The sequence below is a fragment of the Olsenella kribbiana genome (genome assembly GCF_036408795.1).
Taxonomy (GTDB): Bacteria; Actinomycetota; Coriobacteriia; order Coriobacteriales; family Atopobiaceae; genus Olsenella_L; species Olsenella_L kribbiana.
The window spans coordinates 122,299-137,535 of sequence record NZ_JAZGJP010000001.1; the positions used below are offsets into that span (position 1 = coordinate 122,299).

A 15,237-nucleotide genomic window follows, 5' to 3' on the forward strand; every position below is an offset into this window, starting at 1 on the left:
GGCCCAGCCGCCTTTTAGCGGCATGCGAGGCGGCATCTGCGCACATGCGCCAGGTGCCGTCTTGCCATGCAGCTGCAATTTTCAGGAGGAACAGTGTCCACTAACAGTACAGGTGCTGCGGGGAGCATAGCCGAAGGCTCCTCCTCGAAGTACCGGATAGAGCGGAAGGGAAAGATCCTGACCGGAGCCTGCGTGCTCTTCGTCGTTCTTCTTGTCGTGACGCTCATCTTCATGGTCTGCTCGAGAGGCCTTGCGACCTTCACGGCAGACGGCATCAGCTTCGGCTCGTTCATTACGGGCACGACCTGGAACCCGCACCAGACAGGCGATGATGGCCAGCCGCTCATGGGAGCTCTCCCCATGATCGCAGGCTCGTTTGCTGTCACGCTCCTTTCCTGCGTGCTGGCGCTTCCGTTCGCGCTCGGCGCAGCAATCTTCGTCGTCGAGATCCAGCCGGGCTTCGGCAGCAAGGTCTTCCGTCCGATGATCGAGCTCCTCACGGGCATCCCGTCTGTCGTCTTCGGCCTTGTCGGCCTTTCCATCATCGTCCCCTGGGTCCGCTCCTGGGCAGGCGGCACCGGCTACGGCATCATGGCAGGCTCGATCGTCCTTGCCTTCATGATCCTGCCGACGGTCACGTCGCTTTCCACCGATGCTCTCGCCGCTGTTCCTGAGGCCTATCGCGATGGCTCCTACGGCCTTGGCTGCACGAGGTGGCAGACGATCCTGCACGTCGTGATCCCGTCTGCGCTTCCGGGCATCCTGACTGCTGTCATCATGGGCATGGCCCGAGCCTTTGGCGAGGCACTTGCCGTCCAGATGGTCGTCGGCAACGCAGCCCAGATGCCGCAGGGCCTCTTCACGCCGGCAGCGACCCTCACGTCCGTCCTTACCATGGGCATGGGCAATGAGGCCATGGGCACCGTCTACAACGATGTCCTCTGGTCGCTCGCTCTCGTGCTTCTCGTGATGTCGCTCTTCTTCATCCTGATAGTCCACTTGATCGGCAGGAAGGGGGCGGCCAAGAATGACTAGCGAAGAAGCGAAGGCCACGGCCTTCACGGCGACGAAGTCCACGAAGATGGCCAAGACCCAGGACAAGATCGCAACGGGCATCCTGACCGCTATCGTCGTGCTCATCCTCATCGCGCTTGTCGCGATCATCGCCTACATCGTCGTCTCGGGTGCCTGCAAGCTCTTCGATATCCACTTCCTTACGGCGAAGCCTGAGCAGTTCAAGGCAGGCGGTGGCATCGGACCTGAGCTCTTCAACTCGTTCTATCTCTTGATCCTGACGCTACTTATCTCGCTCCCGATCTCTCTTGGCGGTGCCATCTTCCTGACGCAGTACGCACCGGTCGGTCCTGTCACGAGCATCGCGAAGACCGCGATCGAGACGCTCTCGAGCCTCCCTTCGATCGTCGTCGGCCTCTTCGGCATGCTGATCTTCGTCCTGCAGTTCGGCTGGGGCTTCTCGATCCTCTCTGGCGCCCTCGCGCTCACGATGTTCAATGTGCCTATCCTGGTCCGCGTCATCGAGCAGGCGCTCGAGGCAGTGCCGCGCGACCAGAGGGACGCTGCCCTTGCTCTCGGCCTCACCCGCTGGGAGGCAACGACCCAGGTGCTCATCCCTGCCGCCATGCCTGCCATCGTCACCGGCGTCATCCTCTCCGCAGGACGCGTCTTCGGCGAGGCAGCAGCGCTGATCTACACGGCAGGCCAGTCGGCACCGGCTCTCAACTGGGCAGCACCGATCACGAGCCAGGCGAACCCGCTCAACGTGTTCAGGCCTGCCGAGACGCTTGCCGTCCATATCTGGAAGATCAACTCCGAGGGCGTCGTGCCTGACCTCTCTGCCGTGTCTGCGGGCACCGCAGCAGTCCTCATGGTCTGCATCCTTGCCTTCAACATCATCGCCCGCATCGTGGGCAAGCATATGGGGAAGAAGATGACGGCCGAATGAGCATGAATCAGACCATGGCAGCATCGCTCGTGACGCCGGCAGGCAAGAGCAGCTACGCTGGAGGCGAGGCAGCCATCAAGACAGTCGATGTCACCGTCGACTACGGAGAGAAGCGTGCCCTCAAGGGCACGAGCCTCGAGTTCGGCCTCGGCTCCGTCACAGCCCTCATCGGCCCTTCAGGCTGCGGCAAGTCCACCTTCCTGCGCTGCCTCAATCTCATGAACCGCGAGATTCCGAACTGCAGGATCGGCGGCGAGATCTACTACCACGGCACGGAGATCAACCAGCACAAGATCGATACGTTCTCCCTGCGCACCCATGTCGGCATGGTGTTCCAGCAGCCGAACCCGTTCCACAAGTCCATCTACGAGAACATCGCCTTCGCACCCAGGAAGCACGGCATCACGAAGAAGGCAGACCTCGATGCGCTTGTGGAGAAGAGTCTCAGGCAGGCTGCCATCTGGGATGAGGTCAAGGACAAGATCTATGGCTCTGCCTATGCGCTCTCCGGTGGCCAGCAGCAGCGTCTCTGCATAGCACGCACCCTTGCCATGAACCCTGATGTCATCCTTATGGACGAGCCTTGCTCGGCCCTCGACCCGATCGCCACCTTCGCGATCGAGGAGACGATCCGCGACCTCGCGCAGCAGGGCATGTGCATCATCATCGTCACCCACAACATGGAGCAGGCCATGCGCGTCTCCGACCGCACCGCCTTCTTCCTTCTGGGCGACATGATCGAGACCGGCGAGACGGCAGAGCTCTTCTCCCATCCGAAGGACCAGCGTCTCGACGACTATCTGACGGGAAGGTTTGGATAATGGCGACACCAATATCGGTCGAGCATCTCGACCTGTTCTATGGGGACTTCCAGGCCCTCCACGACATTTCCGTGAACATGCCTGCCGGCAAGATCACGGCTTTCATCGGGCCTTCAGGCTGCGGCAAGTCGACGCTCCTGCGCTGCCTCGACCGCATGAATGACCGTGTCCAGGGCTGCAAGGTCACAGGCACCGTCAAGCTCGGCGAGACCGATGTCTACAAGGACATCGATGTCTATGAGCTGAGGCGCCGTGTCGGCATGGTCTTCCAGAAGCCGAATCCGTTCCCCATCTCCATCTACGATAACGTGGCCTATGGCCTCCGCCGTCATGGCCGTCCTTCGAAGTCCGAGCTTGACGGAATCGTCGAGTCCACGCTCAAGGGCGTCGGCCTCTGGGATGAGGTCAAGGACAAGCTCGACCATTCCGGACTCTCGCTCTCCGGCGGCCAGGCACAGCGTCTCTGCATCGCACGTGCGCTTGCCGTGAACCCGGATGTCCTCCTCATGGACGAGCCGACAAGCGCTCTCGACCCGATCTCTACCGGCCTTGTCGAGGAGCTCGCGCAGCAGATTGCCAAGGAGCATACTGTCATCATCGTCACCCATAACATGCAGCAGGCTTCCCGCATCTCCGATGTGACTGCCTTCTTCTATCTGGGCAAGCTCATCGAGTGCGGATCGACGCCGCAGATCTTCACCGCACCGAAGGAAAAGCAGACGGAGGACTACCTCACAGGAAGGTTTGGCTAATATGTCGAGAACCGCATATCTCAAGCAGCTCAATACCCTGTCCGAGCACATGACCGAGCTTGGCAACCAGGTTGTCCAGTCCATTCGCGATACGGCACGCGCCGTGGGCGACGCGGACTCCGGCGCCTCCAAGGATGTCCAGGACCGCCACAATGACTCCGAGAGGCTCCGCCGCAGCATCGAGGATTCCTGCATGAACCTCATGCTCCTGCAACAGCCGCTTGCATCCGACCTGCGTCTCGTCACGGGCTGCTTCCGCTCCATCACAGACCTTGCCCGCATCGATGAGATGGCCTACGAGACAGCCCTTCTCATCGAAGAGTACGATATCGCACATTCCGAGCTTGCTCCCGAGCTGGCGCAGCTCGCCGAGAAGGTTGCCCGCATGGTCGAGAAGGCACTCAAGGCCTTCGAGGGCTCAGACGTTAAGATGGCCGAGGAGGTCTTCCCGCTTGACAACGGCGTCGACGAACTCTTTGAAAAGATCCGCAGCGATGTAGTAGAGTTGCTGAAGACTGGTGCCGAGCCGGCAGCTGTCGCTCCGGAAGTCCTTACCATCGCCAAATACTACGAGCGCATGGGCGACCACTCCCAGAGCATTGCTGACTGGGCAATCTTCAGGGCTACGGGAAGCTACCGCGGCCGCACGATGGGGGACAAGGACTAGCTGTGGTCTACTACGTCGAAGACGACAAGAATATCCGCGATCTCACGATCTATGCGCTGACGCAGGCGGGCATCGATGCCAGAGGCTTCGACTCCGATGTCGAGTTCAGGCGCGGATGCGCTGAACGCGTGCCTGATGCCATCCTCCTCGATATCATGCTGCCCGATACCGACGGCATCCAGATCCTGAAGAGGATCCGCCAGACGCCTGAGCTCAAGGATGTTCCCGTGATGATGCTCACGGCGAAGGATACCGAGCTCGATACGGTCCGTGCCCTCGATATGGGTGCAGACGACTATCTCACGAAGCCCTTCGGCATGATGGAGATGGTGAGCCGTGTCCGCGTCATGCTCCGCCATGTCGGCAAGCACTCGCAGTCGCAGCACGCCGAGGTCCTGAAGTGCGGGCCGCTCACGCTCTGGCCCAGCAGGCGTGAAGTGACCTTGAACGGCGAGGAGCTCCAGCTCACGATGAGGGAATTCGATCTGCTTGAGTTCCTGATGCGCTCGCCGGGCGAGGTCTTCACGCGCGAGACCCTGCTCCAGCGTGTCTGGGGCTGGGACTTCGATGGCGGGTCGCGCACGGTCGATGTCCATGTCCAGACGCTGCGCTCCAAGCTAGGAGATGCAGCCGACCTGATCGAGACGGTCAGAGGCGTGGGGTACCGTCTGAGGGGATAGCATGGCTGAGAAGCATGAGGCCCGGTCTCTTTCCAGCATCATCTTCAGAGCGCTCACAATGTTCGCCGTGGGCGTGGCTGTCGTGGCCACGCTTGCGGCGGCTTTTGTCTTCCATGCGACGCTCGTCGACGATGCAAAGCATGAGTTGACAGACCAGTGCGCAACAATAGCGGCATCGCTCAATTCCGACGATACGACCGATACGGATCAGGATATCGTGCGCATGCTGACACCGCAGAAGATGAGGGCGACGCTCGTCGCTCCTGACGGCACGGTCATCTACGACACAAAGTTCGAGGCTTCGAGCCTGCCGAACCACGCAGACCGACAGGAGATCCAGGAGGCTCTGTCTTCTGGCACCGGGGAGACCGAGCGCCCCTCCGATACCGCAGGCAATGTCTCGCTCTACTACGCGCAGCGGCTTGGCTCGGGCGACGTCCTGAGGCTCTCTGAGGACCGGGAGTCCGTGACAGCGATCTTCACGCACGATATCGGCCTTCTTGTCTCGATTGTCGCGCTCGTCGTGCTCGGTGCCTGGGCGGCAAGCCGCATGCTCTCGAAGCGCCTCGTGAAGCCCATACTTGATATCGATACGACAGCTGCCAAGGCAGAGGCTCCCTACCGTGAGCTTGAGCCTCTGGTAGACCGCTTGAACGACCAGCAGGCAGAGCTCATAGCCCAGATGGACAAGCTGAGAGATGCTGACGCCTATAGGCTCGAGTTCACGGCGAACGTGACACACGAGCTCAAGACACCGATTGCCTCGATCCAGGGCGCTGCTGAGCTGATACGTGACGGCATTGCCCGTCCCGAGGACATCCCTGAGTTCGCCGGACGCATCTACAGCTCGGCCAGGCGCCTCTCGTCGCTTGTGAGCGACATCCTGACGCTCTCCAAGATGGATGAGTCGGAGCGTGCGGGCGACTCGCAGCTCCTGGGCCCCAAGACAGAATGCGACCTCTACCAGATTGCAGGAGACGTTACGGACCGCCTCCAGGACAAGGCAAAGCGTGCCGGTGTGCGCCTTACGCTCGAAGGGCAGAAGTGCATGGTCGTCGGCAATGCGGGGCTGCTCGATGAGATGGTATCGAATCTCTGCGACAACGCTATCCGCTACAACCGCGTAAATGGCAAGGTATACGTCTGGGTGTATCAGATAGCGGGTCGTCCGACCGTATCGGTATCCGATACCGGCATCGGCATCCCCGAAGAGGCGCAGCCGAAGGTGTTCGAGCGCTTCTACCGTGTCGACAAGAGCCGCTCTCGTTCCAACGGAGGAACAGGTCTCGGCCTTGCTATTGTGAAGCATGCTGCCGCTTTCCATAACGCGAAGATCGATCTCAAGAGCAAGCTCGGCGAGGGGACGACCATCACGGTCACGTTCCCGAGTGCCGATGAAGCTATGCAGAATAATGGATAGATTGTCCTAACTTCTACTCGGCACCTGCATCCGCACTGTTGCAGGAATGTGTCCAGAAGGAAAACAACGCAAGCTTGCGGGGCTCATCCACCTCATGCGTGCTAGGATGCTTGCAACAAATCGAAGCCGCCTGATACGTGACTGTGCATACATGAGATTCAAGGAAAGATGAGGTGTTGGTGATGTCCCAGAGCATACGTGCCTGCGTCGTAGGTGCTACTGGTTATGCTGGCATCGAAGCTGTGAGGCTCCTTCTCCGCCATCCTTCCTTCGAACTGGCGATGGCAACAGACAGAAAGCTTGTCGGCACGAAGCTCGCCGAGGTCTATCCCGGCCTCGCCGGCATCACGGACCTGGCCTTCTCGGCACCTGTCGCAGAGGATATCGCCGCAGCAGCAGATGTCGCCTTTCTCGCGGTGCCGCATACGGCGTCTCTGGCACTCACGCCTGCGCTTATTTCAGCTGGCGTCTCCGTCATCGATCTTTCTGCTGACTACCGCCTGAAGGATGCCTCAGTCTATGAGGAGTGGTACGGCGTCAAGCACACCTCTCCTGAGCTTCTGGACGAGGCGGTCTATGGGCTGCCCGAGCTAGCGCGCAAAGACCTTGCAAAGCTCGCCGAGAAGCGTGAAAACGGCAAGGCCGTGCTGGTGGCTGCTCCTGGCTGCTATCCAACGGCGACGGCGCTTGCTTCGGTGCCGGCGCTCGAAGCAGGCTTCGTTTCTGGCGACCTTGTGATCTCCGATGCCATCTCCGGTGTCACCGGTGCCGGCAGGACGCCCAATGCACGCACTCATTTCTGCCACGCCGACGAGTCCGTCGAGGCCTATGGCGTTGCCCATCACAGGCACACCCCTGAGATGGAGCAGACGCTCTCGGCTGCTGCCAGACATCCCATCTCTGTCGTCTTCACGCCGCACCTGGCTCCGCTCAAGCGCGGCCTTCTGGCTACCGTCTATCTGCCCATGGCAGAAGATGCCACGGCAGATGAGTTCTTTGGTGCCTATGCAGCACGCTATGAGAAGGAGCCCCTTGTCGAGGTGCTGCCCCAGGGCCAGATGCCGCAGACTGCCTCTGTGGCTGGCTCCGCACGTGCCCAGGTGGGCCTTGGATTCGATACGCGACGACGACGCATGGCCATCGTCTCCTGCGCGATCGACAATCTGGGCAAGGGCGCTGCGGCACAGGCAATCCAGTGCGCAAACGCCGTCTTCGGCCTCCCGGAAACAGAAGGGCTCGATTTCATACAGCCCCTGGCATGATCGGTCGCGGGCAGAGGAGACATAACTTGCACGTCTCCGTCCATCCGGCAGCAGAAGCTGCCTCTGCTCGAAAGGCCTGAAAAACAAATGAATGCATATGAACCTATTGCGGTCCCTGTCTCTGCTACCGGGGCCATGCCGGAAGGCTTCTCAACCTCAGAAGGCGGTGTCTGTGCCGCTCAAGGCGTGATGGCCTCTGGCGTCCACGCTGGCTTCCGGAAGAATCCCGAAAGGCTCGATCTGGCTGTCGTTGTCGCCGACAAGATGGCTATCTGCGCCGCCACGTTCACGCAGAACCAGTTCTGCGCAGCTCCGGTCCAGCTCGACCGCAAGCGTGCTGCCACAGGCAAGATCCGTGCGGTGATGCTCAACTCCGGCATCGCGAATGCCGCGACAGGAGAGCTGGGACTCGCGCATGCAGAAGAATCCGCCCATATGCTCGCCGAGGCGCTCGGCTGCGAAGACAGCGAGGTCGAGGTCGCATCGACCGGCGTCATCGGCCCGCAGCTCGAGATGGGGCCCTTCGAGTCGGGCATCCCGGAAGCCGTGTCAAAGCTCGCAGCAACCGCTGAAGGCGCGCATGATGCGGCCATGGCAGTCATGACAACAGATACGCACCCGAAGGAGGCAGCACTTCAGGGGACCTTGCCTTCGGGCACGAAGATCCACCTCGGCGGCTTCGTGAAGGGCTCCGGCATGATCCAGCCGAACATGGCTACGATGCTCTCCGTCGTGGCGACCGATGCAAATGTCTCGCAGAAGGCAGCGCATGCAGCGCTTCTTGCTGCGGTCCAGGACTCCTACAACAAGGTCACAGTCGACTCCGATACCTCGACGAACGACTCCTGCTTCCTTATGGCAACAGGGGCGGCTGGTGGCCCTGAGATCCAGGAAGGCTCGGCGGACTTTGCCGTCTTTGCGGCAGCATTGAAGGAGCTCTGCCAGGAGCTGGCGCGCCAGATCGCGGCAGATGGCGAAGGCTCGACGAAGCTCATCACGGTCGATTGCGTCGGCGCCAGGACAGACGCAGAGGCAGAGACCGTGGCGCGTGCCATCGCGAACTCGCCGCTCGTGAAGTGCGCCGTCTTCGGCAATGATGCGAACTGGGGCAGGGTTGCAGCCGCAGCCGGCAAGTGCGGCGTTCCCTTCGACCAGACGAAGGTCGATATCGACTTTCTGGGTGTTGCGGTCTGCCGCAAGGGACAGCCGGTTCCGGTCGATGAGGATGACATGCTCGTGCGCTTCAAGGCAGACGAGGTGCCGATAGCCATAGACCTCGGGCAGGGGAGCGCGCACTGCCGCATCTGGACCTGCGACCTCACGCATGACTACGTTTCGATCAATGGCGACTACCGGAGCTAGCGCTCAGGAAAGGATATTTCAATGAAGGCAGAAGAGCGCAAGCGCAGAAGCGAAGCCGCACAGAAAGCAGAGGTCCTGACCGAGGCCCTGCCCTGGATCAACAAGATGAACGGCCGCACGGTCGTCGTGAAGTACGGCGGCGCTGCGATGGAGAATGCAGACCTCATGCGCCAGGTCGTGGGCGACCTCATGCTCATGAAGCTCATGGGATTGAGAATCGTGCTCGTGCATGGTGGTGGCAAGGCCATCAATGCCCTCTTGAAGCAGCTCGATATCCCTGTGAAGTTCGAGCGTGGACTCCGTATCACCGACGATCAGACGATGGAAGCCGTGCAGATGGTCCTCATCGGCAAGGTCAACCAGACGCTTGTCCGTGGCCTCAACGCCTACGGCAATGTCGGTGTCGGCATCTCGGGTGCAGATGGCATGACGTTCGAGGTGGAGCAGACCGATCCCGCGCTGGGACGAGTCGGCACGATCACCCACGTGAATACCGAGCTCATCGAGTCGGTGCTCGATGATGGCTATATCCCCGTCATTGCAAGCGTCGGCTGCGGAGAGGATGGCTTCTACAACATCAACGCCGATGTCGCAGCCTCAGAGGTTGCAAGCGCCCTCGGTGCCGACAAGCTCGTCTATCTCACGGATGTGGATGGCCTCTTCCGCGATGTGGAGGATGAGGAATCGCTGATCTCGCAGCTCACGAAGAGCGAGGCAGAAGAGCTGCTGGGAAGCGGCACGCTCTCAGCAGGCATGATTCCGAAGATTTCCTCGGTCGTAGAAGCGCTCAAAGGCGGCGTCAAGGAAGTCCATCTGCTCAATGGCACCTTCCCGCATGCATTGCTTCTGGAAGTGTTCACGGATGCCGGCATCGGCACGATGATTGTACAGGATGAGGAGTAGCAATATGGCTGATTTCATGGCAGAAGACGCCGAGTACGTTATGCATACCTATGGCCGGCTCCCGATCGAGCCGGTGCTTGGCCATGGATCCACTCTCGTGGACTCGACGGGCAAGGAATATCTCGACTTCTTGGCAGGCGTCGGCGCGGTCTCTCTGGGACACTGCAACCCGGTCGTGCGTGATGCCCTCGCCGAGCAGGTCGGCAAGGTCTGGCAGACAAGCAACTACTTCTATGCGGAGAACAGGGCGGAGCTTGCGCATGATCTCTCGGACCTGCTCTCGAAGACGACGGATGCAGAGGGTCACATCACGGGCTCTACCGGCACGAAGTGGCAGACCTTCTTCGGCAACTCCGGTGCCGAGGCAAACGAAGGCGCCATCAAGGTCGCACGCCGCTGGGGCGAAGAGGAGCTCGGCGGCGCTACGGGCATCCTGACAGCGCAGCGGAGCTTCCACGGACGTACGCTCGCAACGCTTGCAGCGACCGGCCAGGCAGCCTTCCACAAGTCGTTCCTGCCGATGCCAGCAGGATTTGCGGCCTTCCCGCTGAACGATGCGGATGCCCTCGAGGCTGCCATCGTGAATCCTCCGGCAGGCACCGGTCCCCTCTGTGCTGTCATGCTCGAGTGCATCCAGGGCGAGGGCGGCGTCTGGCCGGCTGAGGCAGCATTCCTGAAGCGTGCTCGCGAGCTCTGCTCTGAGCACCACCTCATGCTCATCATCGACGAGGTGCAGACCGGCTTCTTCCGTACCGGCGCTCCCTTCGCCTACCAGCTTGCCGGCATCGAGCCTGACATCGTCTCCCTTGCGAAGGGCATCGCGGACGGCTTCCCGATGGGTGCTGTGTGCGCTCGCGAAGAGGTCGCTTCGCTCATGCATCCGGGCGACCATGGTTCGACCTTCGGCGGCAACTGCCTTGCGGCGACGGCAGGACGTGCCTGCGTCGAGGAGATGGTCAAGGAGGACATCGGCGAGCACGTGATCGAGGCAGGAAACCATCTGGCAGAAGGCCTCGCGAAGCTTCCACATGTGACCGAGGTCAGAGGGCATGGCCTCATGCGTGGAGCCCAGCTCGATGTACCGTTTGCGACTGAGGCTGTAGACAAGGGCCTTGAGGCAGGCCTCATCCTGAACCACATCGGCGACTCGATCCTGCGCTTCCTGCCTCCTCTTGTCATCACCAACGCTGAGATCGACACGATGCTCGAGCGCCTGGGGAAGATCCTCGAAGAAGCCTAGGATTCCTCGCAGGCCCTTACCATCGTCCGGAAGAGCGCGTCCGTCACATCCTGGGGCGCCTCTTTCGGAAGCGTATGGCCATGGCCTGGGACAATCACAAGCTCTGCGCCTGGGATGGCAGAGGCGATAGCCTCGGTCTCCTCGGGCTTTATAACGTCATTCTCTCCCGCCATGATCGTGGTCGGACAGGAGATTGACATGAGGCTCTTTGCCTCGATATGGGGCTCCTCGTCCATGAGGCGAAGGAGGTCTGCGGTCGTGCGTGCCTCTGCTGCGGCAGGAGTAAAAAGCGCAGGGTCTATGGCACCTGCCGGATCGAGCGACTCTGTCCAGCTTGCCCACTCGTCGAGCTCGCGTGCTGCACCCTCAACATCCCAGCCGTCGCTGTAGATTCCCTCGGGCGAAAGGTTTGCGCCGGATGCCGTGCAGGAGAGGACCCGCTCAGGACAGTCGCGTGCCAGAAGAAGGGCCAGGATGCCGCCATCCGAGAAGCCGAGGATGTGGAACTTGCTTATGCCCCATGCGTCCATCACGGCAAGGGCATCTGCTTCCATGAGCTCATAGGTGAGATGCTCTGATCCCCGTGTGCTCTTGCCCTGGCCACGCGAATCGACACCGATGGCAGGATTTCCGCCTGCCACGACCGCATCGATCGTCGGTCCGAATATGCCATGCTCCTCGCCATTTCCATGGAGGAAGAGGACGGGTGCATCCTCTGGATTCTCTTTCCAGGGCGCATCTGCCCCATAGGCAAAGGCAGCGATCCTCGCGCCATCAGGACGCTCGATAAGCTCAGCTCTGAGAGGTGCCACATGGGGGCGCTCATAGGGCGAGGGAAAATGGAGCTGTGGCGGGACAGGCATATGCATGGGGAAAGGTCCTTTCCAAAGGAAAGCGCCCGCCCGAAGGCGGACGCTTGAAGTGGTCTATTTCTGCCCTGGCTTCTTCTCGAAGAAGTCGTAGCGCGGAGGCAGCGCCACGAGCTCGTGTGCCTCAGGCGTCTCTCCCTGCGCTTCGGCGAGCTCGGTGACGCCGTCGAAGGCGTGGTCCCAGCTGAAGAAGAGCTCGGGCTTGAAGTTCAGATGCTCGCAGATCTTCGCGCAGCCGAAAGGCGTTGCCGGATGCATGAGGAGCGTCACGGTACGAAGCGCTCGGAACGCATTGGCAAGTGCCTGGACATAGGCGTCGTGGTCGTCCTTGGCGGCCTTCGACTCGTCGCCCCAGCGCTTGTTGGCAGCGCGGCAGTACTCTTCTGCAACAGAGAGTGCCGTATGGGCATCGAAGACGGCGCAGGCACGCTCGAAGGCAAGCGTCGCCTCGTTTGCAGCATCGACAACTTCCTGCTCAGGTGCGACTTCTGGCAGGTGCCCGTCGCAGTTGTTTGCGGCACCGTAGAAGCAGCTCCTCGCAAGGCGGTTGAAGATGTTCGTCAGGAAGGCGCTCTCCTTGAGGGCAGGGTCGACGACGCGCGGATCGTCCTTCACGAGAATCTCTTCGCCGGTCTTCTTGTCCTTGTGGCTCACGGAGGTGTCATAGGGCTTCGGGGAGAAGCTCACAGCCTTCTGGTCGAGAGCAAGGCTCAGCCAATGGGTGCGGAGCTGCTCGGGCGTGTAGTGGTCCAGAAGCTCCTCTGCCATGGGCGGTTTGATCTTGCCGGAGCTCGAGGCCTTCTTGTTCATGAAGAGGATGTGGTAGTTCGCGACTGGCGTGTCCTGGAAGAGGCCCCAGTCGAGCGCTTCCCACATCGCAGGCTGTGCGACGCAGTAGAAGTAGATGTTGTCCTGGCCTATGAACTGGAAGACCTTTGCATCGTCTGCACACCACCAGTCATGCCAGTCCGTGGAGGAGTAGCGGCCTTCAGGGGCATTCGCAAGCACGGTCTGGACGAAGGAGATAGGTGCCCAGAGGCTCTCAGGCCAGACCCAGACCGTGAGGTCCTTTGTGTCTTCGAGATCGGGTGCCGGGACGCCCCAGGAGATGTTGCCGGTGAGGCGGAAGGGGAGAAGCGTCTTGCCGGTGCGGAAGCGCACACCTGCCTCTTCGAGGATCTCGCGGGCATGGTCGCGGTCTTCCCAGTTCTCGAAGCTGACAGAGAAGGACTGCTGGTTGCCCTCTGCCGGCGTCACGGTATGGGCCGGAAGCTTCGGCTCTGCAGCTCTGAAGGCGTCCTCGAAGCGCTGCTGGATGTAGATGACCGGGTCGACGAGGCTCTCGCGGACCGTCTTCGTGACAATCGGGCGCACCTGCGGAGCCTTGTCCCACTCGTCCGTGAGCTTCTCGAGGTCCTTGCGGAAGGCAGGGAGATCGAAGTACCAGTTGTCGACAGGACGGAGCTCCGGCTTCGTGCCGGTAAGCTGGCTCACCGGGTCGATGAGCTCTTCGGGGTCGAACTGGTGGCCAAGATCGCACTCGTCAGCGTAGGCCTTCTCGGACTTGCAGCCCTTGACGGGGCAGCGGCCGATGACCTGGCGGCCATTCAGGAACTGGCCTGCCTTCACGTCGTAGAACTGCCTCGTGGACATCTTCCTCAGATAGCCACGCTCATAGAGGCGCTCCAAGATCTCCTTCGAGAGCTTTGCATGGATCGGACGTGCCGGTTCGAGGCCAGAGCCTGCAAAGATATCGAGCGAGATGCCATAGGCATCCAGAGCTTCCTTCTGGAGGTTGTGGTTCGCTTGGACATAGTCGACAATCGTGCCCTCGTAGCCTTCCTCTTCCACCTTCTTGCGGTAGCCCTCCATGATGGGGGAGCCATAGCAGTCGGTACCCGAGACGAAGATCACGTTCTTGCGGCCGATGCGGTCGCGCAGGAAGCGGGCGAAGAAGTCGGCAGGCACGAACACGCCGCCGATATGCCCGAAGTGGAGATTCTTGTTGCCATACGGCATGCCGCCGGTGATGACCGCACGCTTGGGGAACTGCGGGCGCTCTGTGGATGCTTTAGCTGCTTCTGAAGCCATGACCTATCCTTCATTCTTGGCTATACGGCACGCTCTATTGTATGCCACGGCAGGCGGTATGGGCAGAATGGAATATGTGTTTGCTGAAGGAGGGAGAGCGTCTGTGGAAGTCAGAGGAGAGGTCGATGTGCTCGGCGATGCCGTGCTGCAGAGAAGGATGCTTGTGCAGTCTGTGCTCGTGCTGGCCCTGGGCCTGGCTCCCTCGCTCATTGCGGCAGCCTTCGGCGGATGGGCCATCTTCCGTAACGGCTGGGCCGTGCTCTGGACTGTCCTTGTCACGATGGCATGCTTTGCTGTCCACGAGCTCGTGCATGCCCTCTTCTTCCTCATCATGTCCCATGGCAAGTGCCATATCAGCTTCGGGGCTGCGGCAGGCTTCCTCTACACGAGGACTGATGACTGCATGCTGCCGAAGGGGCGCTTCGTCTGCGTGCTCCTGGCGCCGACCATTCTCGTGACGGCAGGCATCGTTGCTGCTGGCTTCGTCCTGTCCTATCCTGCAGAGTCGCTGATTGTGGCAGCGGTGCATCTCTCCGGCTGCGTAGGGGACTGGGACATGGCCGGGACGATTGCCACGACGTCCCATGTCACCCATGTGAAGGACTCCGAAACCGGCTGCATCCTTCTGGGGTAGCACTCAGAGCTCGAGGACAGCAGTGCATGCCTGCGCAAGACCGAAGTCGTGCGCAGCGGGCATGACGGAAGCGCCATGTGCCGTCTGCCCGAGGAGCATGTCGGCTGCCATCTTCCGGTTTCTGGCATCGAGCGGGGCTGTAGGCTTGTCTGCGAAGATCACGGGAGCTTCATGGGGGCACAGGGCGTCCGGAACAGATTCCGGATCTGCTTTGCCGCCATTCTCGGGCAGGGTGCTGATTGCGTCGATTCTCGCATGGCTGCCAATCCCGAAGACCATGCATATGCGGACAGCACTGACGCAGCTGATGATGCCCTTGCTCATATGGAGCATGCTGACCAGGACGTTGCTGCGTGCCTCCATGAGATGAAAGACATTCTGCGTTTAAGGAGGTCTTGCCTCAGTGGTGGGGTCTTTCAGTTCCAAGAGCTCGACCCATACTGTATGACGGCGCCGTTTGTGTTATGGATTTCACCGCATGGGCGGATATCTGCCTTCCGTTCGGCGGTTCATGATAAAGCGCCCTGAAACGCAGGAGCGTTGATAGAAGGCAAACATGCAAGGCGGAACCCC

Annotated in this window: 15 protein-coding genes; 12 read left to right on the plus strand and 3 right to left on the minus strand. The window is 60.8% G+C overall.

Translation table 11 applies throughout. The annotated features are described in order from the left end of the window. The first annotated feature begins 93 nt into the window (after nucleotides 1-93). The 11 genes from pstC to VXJ24_RS00585 all read left to right on the plus strand — a co-directional run bounded on the left by pstC (nucleotide 94) and on the right by VXJ24_RS00585 (nucleotide 11,070). Complete coding sequence (gene pstC / locus VXJ24_RS00535) at nucleotides 94-1,035, plus strand: phosphate ABC transporter permease subunit PstC (RefSeq protein WP_330970966.1); 942 nt, start codon at nucleotides 94-96, stop codon at nucleotides 1,033-1,035. Beyond that, nucleotides 1,028-1,963 carry a phosphate ABC transporter permease PstA gene (gene pstA, locus VXJ24_RS00540; RefSeq protein WP_330970967.1) on the plus strand — a complete coding sequence of 312 codons (936 nt, stop codon included), beginning with the start codon at nucleotides 1,028-1,030 and terminating at the stop codon, nucleotides 1,961-1,963. Before pstC ends, pstA begins: the two co-directional genes overlap by 8 nt. Further along, the gene (gene pstB, locus VXJ24_RS00545; protein WP_330970968.1) at nucleotides 1,960-2,784 is read left to right on the plus strand and encodes a phosphate ABC transporter ATP-binding protein PstB; all 825 of its coding nucleotides are present in this window, start codon (nucleotides 1,960-1,962) and stop codon (nucleotides 2,782-2,784) included. Before pstA ends, pstB (VXJ24_RS00545) begins: the two co-directional genes overlap by 4 nt. Further along, nucleotides 2,784-3,536 carry a phosphate ABC transporter ATP-binding protein PstB gene (pstB, locus tag VXJ24_RS00550; RefSeq protein ID WP_330970969.1) on the plus strand — a complete coding sequence of 251 codons (753 nt, stop codon included), beginning with the start codon at nucleotides 2,784-2,786 and terminating at the stop codon, nucleotides 3,534-3,536. Before pstB (VXJ24_RS00545) ends, pstB (VXJ24_RS00550) begins: the two co-directional genes overlap by 1 nt. A gap of 1 nt (nucleotide 3,537) precedes the next feature. Further along, nucleotides 3,538-4,203: a phosphate signaling complex protein PhoU gene (gene phoU, locus VXJ24_RS00555; RefSeq protein WP_330970970.1), complete on the plus strand. Its 666-nt coding sequence runs from the start codon at nucleotides 3,538-3,540 to the stop codon at nucleotides 4,201-4,203. Nucleotides 4,204-4,205: 2 nt separating this feature from the next. Next, nucleotides 4,206-4,883, plus strand: a complete 678-nt coding sequence (locus VXJ24_RS00560; protein ID WP_330970971.1) for a response regulator transcription factor — start codon at nucleotides 4,206-4,208, stop codon at nucleotides 4,881-4,883. A gap of 1 nt (nucleotide 4,884) precedes the next feature. Further along, nucleotides 4,885-6,303 carry a sensor histidine kinase gene (locus VXJ24_RS00565; protein ID WP_330970972.1) on the plus strand — a complete coding sequence of 473 codons (1,419 nt, stop codon included), beginning with the start codon at nucleotides 4,885-4,887 and terminating at the stop codon, nucleotides 6,301-6,303. A 182-nt stretch (nucleotides 6,304-6,485) separates the two neighbouring features. Beyond that, complete coding sequence (argC, locus tag VXJ24_RS00570; protein ID WP_330970973.1) at nucleotides 6,486-7,565, plus strand: N-acetyl-gamma-glutamyl-phosphate reductase; 1,080 nt, start codon at nucleotides 6,486-6,488, stop codon at nucleotides 7,563-7,565. 87 nt (nucleotides 7,566-7,652) lie between these two features. Further along, the gene (gene argJ / locus VXJ24_RS00575; RefSeq protein ID WP_330970974.1) at nucleotides 7,653-8,927 is read left to right on the plus strand and encodes a bifunctional glutamate N-acetyltransferase/amino-acid acetyltransferase ArgJ; all 1,275 of its coding nucleotides are present in this window, start codon (nucleotides 7,653-7,655) and stop codon (nucleotides 8,925-8,927) included. A gap of 21 nt (nucleotides 8,928-8,948) precedes the next feature. Further along, complete coding sequence (gene argB / locus VXJ24_RS00580) at nucleotides 8,949-9,830, plus strand: acetylglutamate kinase (protein WP_330970975.1); 882 nt, start codon at nucleotides 8,949-8,951, stop codon at nucleotides 9,828-9,830. Nucleotides 9,831-9,834: 4 nt separating this feature from the next. Beyond that, the gene (locus VXJ24_RS00585; protein ID WP_330970976.1) at nucleotides 9,835-11,070 is read left to right on the plus strand and encodes an acetylornithine/succinylornithine family transaminase; all 1,236 of its coding nucleotides are present in this window, start codon (nucleotides 9,835-9,837) and stop codon (nucleotides 11,068-11,070) included. Here VXJ24_RS00585 and VXJ24_RS00590 read toward each other — a convergent pair. Beyond that, nucleotides 11,067-11,939, minus strand: a complete 873-nt coding sequence (locus VXJ24_RS00590; protein ID WP_330970977.1) for an alpha/beta fold hydrolase — start codon at nucleotides 11,937-11,939, stop codon at nucleotides 11,067-11,069. The genes VXJ24_RS00585 and VXJ24_RS00590 overlap by 4 nt on opposite strands. Nucleotides 11,940-11,996: 57 nt before the next feature. Continuing rightward, a complete protein-coding gene (locus tag VXJ24_RS00595) occupies nucleotides 11,997-14,030 on the minus strand; it encodes a methionine--tRNA ligase (protein ID WP_330970978.1) in 2,034 nt (677 codons plus the stop codon). A 103-nt stretch (nucleotides 14,031-14,133) separates the two neighbouring features. Here VXJ24_RS00595 and VXJ24_RS00600 point away from each other — a divergent pair, with 103 nt between their 5' ends. Beyond that, entirely contained in the window at nucleotides 14,134-14,664 is a 531-nt protein-coding gene (locus tag VXJ24_RS00600; RefSeq protein WP_330970979.1) for a DUF3267 domain-containing protein, read from the plus strand. Between the two features lie 3 nt (nucleotides 14,665-14,667). Here the strand turns inward: VXJ24_RS00600 and VXJ24_RS00605 are convergent, their stop codons facing one another. Continuing rightward, the gene (locus tag VXJ24_RS00605; protein WP_330970980.1) at nucleotides 14,668-15,027 is read right to left on the minus strand and encodes a P-loop NTPase family protein; all 360 of its coding nucleotides are present in this window, start codon (nucleotides 15,025-15,027) and stop codon (nucleotides 14,668-14,670) included. Between the last annotated feature and the right edge of the window lie 210 nt (nucleotides 15,028-15,237).